Annotated in this window: 5 protein-coding genes; 1 reads left to right on the top strand and 4 read right to left on the bottom strand. The window is 61.4% G+C overall.

Annotated elements, in window-relative coordinates; genetic code table 11:
• Window positions 1–1,580 precede the first annotated feature (1,580 nt).
• The 3 genes from VGG53_RS17030 to VGG53_RS17020 are packed head-to-tail and all read right to left on the bottom strand — an operon-like array spanning window position 1,581 to window position 2,337.
• A complete protein-coding gene (locus tag VGG53_RS17030; RefSeq protein ID WP_331519250.1) occupies window positions 1,581–1,850 on the bottom strand; it encodes a hypothetical protein in 270 nt (89 codons plus the stop codon).
• An 8-nt stretch (window positions 1,851–1,858) separates the two neighbouring features.
• A complete protein-coding gene (locus VGG53_RS17025) occupies window positions 1,859–2,173 on the bottom strand; it encodes a hypothetical protein (protein WP_331519249.1) in 315 nt (104 codons plus the stop codon).
• A complete protein-coding gene (locus tag VGG53_RS17020; RefSeq protein ID WP_331519248.1) occupies window positions 2,170–2,337 on the bottom strand; it encodes a hypothetical protein in 168 nt (55 codons plus the stop codon). Before VGG53_RS17020 ends, VGG53_RS17025 begins: the two co-directional genes overlap by 4 nt.
• A 328-nt stretch (window positions 2,338–2,665) precedes the next feature.
• Here VGG53_RS17020 and VGG53_RS17015 point away from each other — a divergent pair, with 328 nt between their 5' ends.
• Complete coding sequence (locus VGG53_RS17015; protein ID WP_331519247.1) at window positions 2,666–3,475, top strand: hypothetical protein; 810 nt, start codon at window positions 2,666–2,668, stop codon at window positions 3,473–3,475.
• Window positions 3,476–3,702: 227 nt separating this feature from the next.
• On the opposite strand, the gene VGG53_RS17010 is transcribed toward VGG53_RS17015, so the two are convergent.
• A complete protein-coding gene (locus tag VGG53_RS17010) occupies window positions 3,703–4,281 on the bottom strand; it encodes a 1-aminocyclopropane-1-carboxylate deaminase/D-cysteine desulfhydrase (RefSeq protein ID WP_331519246.1) in 579 nt (192 codons plus the stop codon).
• Window positions 4,282–4,434 lie beyond the last annotated feature (153 nt).

The raw sequence follows: 4,434 nt of genomic DNA, 5'->3' as shown, positions 1-4,434 counted from the left end.
CGCCACCCTCTCCGTCCCATCCACATCGGTGCACCGTGTCACTCGCACGACGCAACTGACCTACGTTCCTCACCTACGAATCTGCCACCAAATATCGTTGAGAGATGCGGAGTGACGTTCAGAATAACCTCGCACCAGCGGCGGGATGGCGTGACGGGTCGCGGAGCGGACACCCGAGCACGGTGCGATGGGGGCACGGAGAATCCCTTGTCAGAAAGATATTGTCGCTGCGCAGACATCGCCCGCCTCGTCGCGGACGCCGGTGGCACCAGGAAGATCCACGGTTCCTGGATTACGTTGTTCGCCCTGCACGGCTGTGTGGCAAAGCTGAACCGCCTCGTTCCCCACCGAGCCTGGTCCAGGTTCCGAGAACTGCGGTTGTCGAGCACTTAGCGGCGTTCGTTGGTCCAGTCCCGCCAGGGTTTGGTGTCGAGGTAGTGATGTACCCGGTCGATGTAGCGTTGGGCGCCGTCGTCTTTCCAGTGCCCGGACCAGCGCCAGCCCACGCAGTCCCAGATGTTGCCGGGGTGGTAGTCGTCGTGGATGTAGGCTTATACATGGCCGACCCGTATATGCCGAAGGCGCCCTGGTCGACGCCGCACCAGGCCGCGAGCAGGTCCAGTACCTTGGCATATTCGGCAAGCAGCACCGGGTCTTGGGCGGACATGGTGGCAACGATCGTGGCGGGGTCAATACGGGCGATCCGGCCCAGGCGCTGGACGAGAGCACTGGGCTGACGCGCGGTGATCAGCGGCTCGTACAAAGGGCTGGGCAGGTTCAGGGTCCGCTGCCACGTCTGCCCGAGAAAGTGCGTCCAAGTTCCCCAGTAGCGCGGTGCGCCGTCGTCGGTGACATAGGTGACCATTCCGTACAGCATGCCGTCCAGACTGGTGATCTTCGCCACGAGCAGATCACCTGAGGTGAGGACCATTGAGCAGGACGGCAATGTTTCATGAGGTTCGGCCGGTACACCCCACCGGCCGGGCGTGACGTCCATGCAAAGCCTCCACATCGGTAGGCAGGTGGTGAGAGTTCCGCTGCTCGCGGAGACGTCGCTGGCGGCGCAACAACTCGGCGATGAGTTCATCGTTCGCGACGTTGTTGCCTGCATTTGCGTTGACGAGAAAACAGTTCGCGAGCGCGGTGCACCAGATCTCGGACAAAACAGGTACCTCCAATCATATGGCAAGCAGATGGATCCGACCGGCCGCCGGGAGCTTGACTATGACGGGGGCGATGCTCAACCGGCGGCCGGTCGGGGCTCTTTGGTGCGACACCCGCGTCACCGCGGGCCGGAGTCTTCGGCCAGTGACAGGACGGCTACGAACTCGGCGGCGGACATCCCCACCGCCGCCGTCGAGCCACCGGTCATCGAGCTTTGTCACCCCACCGAGGCTGACCCGGGCGTATCCCGATCCACCGGCGGATGTCGGCGCCAAGCAACGAGTCCTCGGTCCGGTCATGGCGTCGACTCACCATCATGGGTGTTGTCGTTGATGTCGGCGATGTAGCGCCAGGCCGCATCGAGACGGCCGAGTTTGGTGAGCGTCGACTGCCAGCGGATGCAGGTTTGGGCTGCCTCACGACTCTCGGCCCCTAGCCTCGTGCGGGGTCCACAGTGCAGTCATCAGCACCGGGAACGACTCCCCGGCGAACGTGACAGCGACATCGGCGGTAATGAACATCGCCGCCGGTATCGACGGCCCACCAGCAGGAAGGCCACGCTGGGCCTCATGCGCGTATTCCTCAACGTCAGCGACCGTCTTCAACTCGCCATCCAGCACCGCCCCGCGGAAAGCGAGATACGCGTCAATCCACGGGTCGTCTGTCTTTTCAATCGTTAGTCTCACTTGATCGCTCACCGTGGCCCCTCACCAGGTGACCGAAGCGCGGCCAGCTGGTCGCACCGCAGCCGCACCAGCTCCTCGACGAGACCGTCGGCAGTGACCACCCGCACCAGGTGCGGGCGGATACTCACCGACTTGTCCTCACCGTCGAAACGCTCCCGCAATCGGTTGCTCCGACTCCGGCCGATCACCTCGGCTCGCTTACCCAACCGGTGCGATAGCGCCCCGTGCTCCTTGGCCACCTCGACCTGCTCAACCCGAGCGCCATCGGAGATATGGACACTCCGGACATCACGCCACCGGTCATAGACCGGCCGCGAGTTCACGCGGCTTCCGGGGTAGTCACGCTCGCCGCAAAGACCGCGACGCCACATACCGTCACACAGCGCCTCGCATTCGCGCGACCAGCGGCGAAGGCCGCATCGGGCACCAGGTGCACGCGACGGGTGCGGGCATCAGTCATCGCGACGACCGGCAGCGTGTCGATCACGACTACACCGGCGGCAGTTGCCGCACGTCGTCGCAGGTGTCTCGGTGGCACGGCTGCCCCTTCCGGTACGTCTTCTGTGGACCTGCATCCCGCACCGGGGACAGCAAAGACCCCGCCCGGCCGTCGGATCTCATGGTTTCTGGCGTTTCGCACCTCGTGTGCTGCGTAGAGCTAGGAAACCGCATGTGTGTTAGCGAATACACCCAGCGAAACCGTGATCTTGGAGGACCAGGTGTCCCTGTTCAATCGGGACATTCTGCGACATCCTGGAGGCGATACGGTCTGTGCCCGTTACGGTCTGTGCCCGTTCGGAGAGGAGATACCCGCCATGCCGTCCGCACTTCGTAGCCAGCGACAGGAGCATCGGCAACTATCAGCCGAGTTGCGCGCTCAGCACAAGACCTGGGTTGAGATCGCTGCTGTCTTCTGCGAGCGATATCACCTGAACATGCGCGCTGCGCTGCGAATGGTTCGCGATTGGAGTCAACGCGACGCGGCCGAGCATTGGAACAGACGGTGGCCGGCCGATTCCAAGACTTTCAAGAACTTCTCGTACTGGGAGAACTGGCCGAGCGAGACCGGTTACGCACCTTCGCTAGACGTGCTCGGCCGCCTGGCCGAGCTCTATGAGTGCAGTGTCGGAGACCTGGTGTTGGATCACGCCGACTTCCGACACCGAGACGTGGCACACGGTGCTCGCGGGGAACTCAACCGGGTGCGGGAAGTCCTTGAGGAAGTGGCCACCTATCGGACGGATCACGGTACGGGGCCGGACTTGGAGACCCTGATGGAAAGACTGGACGAGATGGATGTACACGAATTCGGACGATTGAGCGCGACCTTGGCTCAGCAGGTCGACATGACCAATATCGACCGGCGCGCGCTGCTCCTCAAGCTAGCGGCTGGACTGTCGTTGGCAGCAGTGGCCCCAACTATCTCGACCCTCGAAGCTGACGCGGAGGAAGCGGCTCCGCCGTCCGCGGGAGACCGCCATCTCACTGGAGTCTGGCGCAGCCGCTACATCTATTACAGCTCGGGACGTCAGAGTGAATTAATCGGTGAGCACTACGTCGTACTGAACCAGCAGGAGAATCACATATCCGGTCAAAGTTTACCGAACTCATTAGGTCGCTTTTGACTTTTGATCTCTCGGTCAGCGATTCCGTCGTGACTGGAACGTGGGTCGAGCGAACCTCACCAACGGGGTACTACAAGGGTGCGGTGTATCGTGGCGCCGTCCAACTCTTGATAGATCCCACAGGAAGTAGAATGGCTGGGCGATGGCTAGGATTTGATAAAGATTCCAATATCAACACTGGCGATTGGGAGCTGACTTTGACTGCGGCATCTACTTCGAAGAGCGCGTTACGCGAGTTCTATTTCAAGGTGTGACCTGGCGAAACTCCCATTTCTTATTCTTGGGCGGCTACGATGCTTGCGCCAGCGGCGAACGCACCCGCCCAGCAAGCGCGATATGCCGGTCGCCCGTCCATGATGAAGCGCCGCAGAGATTCCAGCGAGTGTGCCGCCTGTACCGCACGGACAACAAACGACGTCGAAGTCAACATCGATTTCATTCACCAGCTCGCTGCGGCCTTTGACTGCTAGAGCGTTACTCCCGCCTTCTGGGATCAGGTAGAAGTCCCCGAAGCGTGCCCGGAGGTCTGCGATGGCTGACGGATTGGTCTTCTGTCGGTACTCGGTGCGATTCATATAAAAAAGTTGCATTCCGCAGCTTGTGGCATACGCAAGCACGTCGTTAAGTGTGCTTTGCCTTTCGCCACGAATAATTCCGATGGTCTTGAAGTCGAAGTAGCGGCCAACTGCCGCAGTTGCTCTGATGTGATTCGAGTACGCCCCCCCAAAAGTGAGCAACGTGCTCGCGCCATGTTCTTCGGCAGCCGCGATGTTGTACTTCAGCTTGCGCCATTTATTGCCCGGCAACTCCGGATGAATCGTAGCTATTCAGCCGCCCCCGAGGTCGGTGTCAGGCTTGATGTGGCCGGTAGGTCGTTCGGCCGGTGTGTCGGCTTGATCTTGCGGGTGTTGTTGTGATCATGGGCTGGTGTCCGAGCCGGTGCCGTCCTCTGTGGAGGA

Source organism: Mycobacterium sp., assembly GCF_036490025.1.
In the GTDB taxonomy this organism is placed as follows: domain Bacteria; phylum Actinomycetota; class Actinomycetes; order Mycobacteriales; family Mycobacteriaceae; genus Mycobacterium.
The sequence above is the reverse complement of the archived record's forward strand: the minus strand, read 5'-3'. Positions and strand labels throughout refer to the sequence as shown.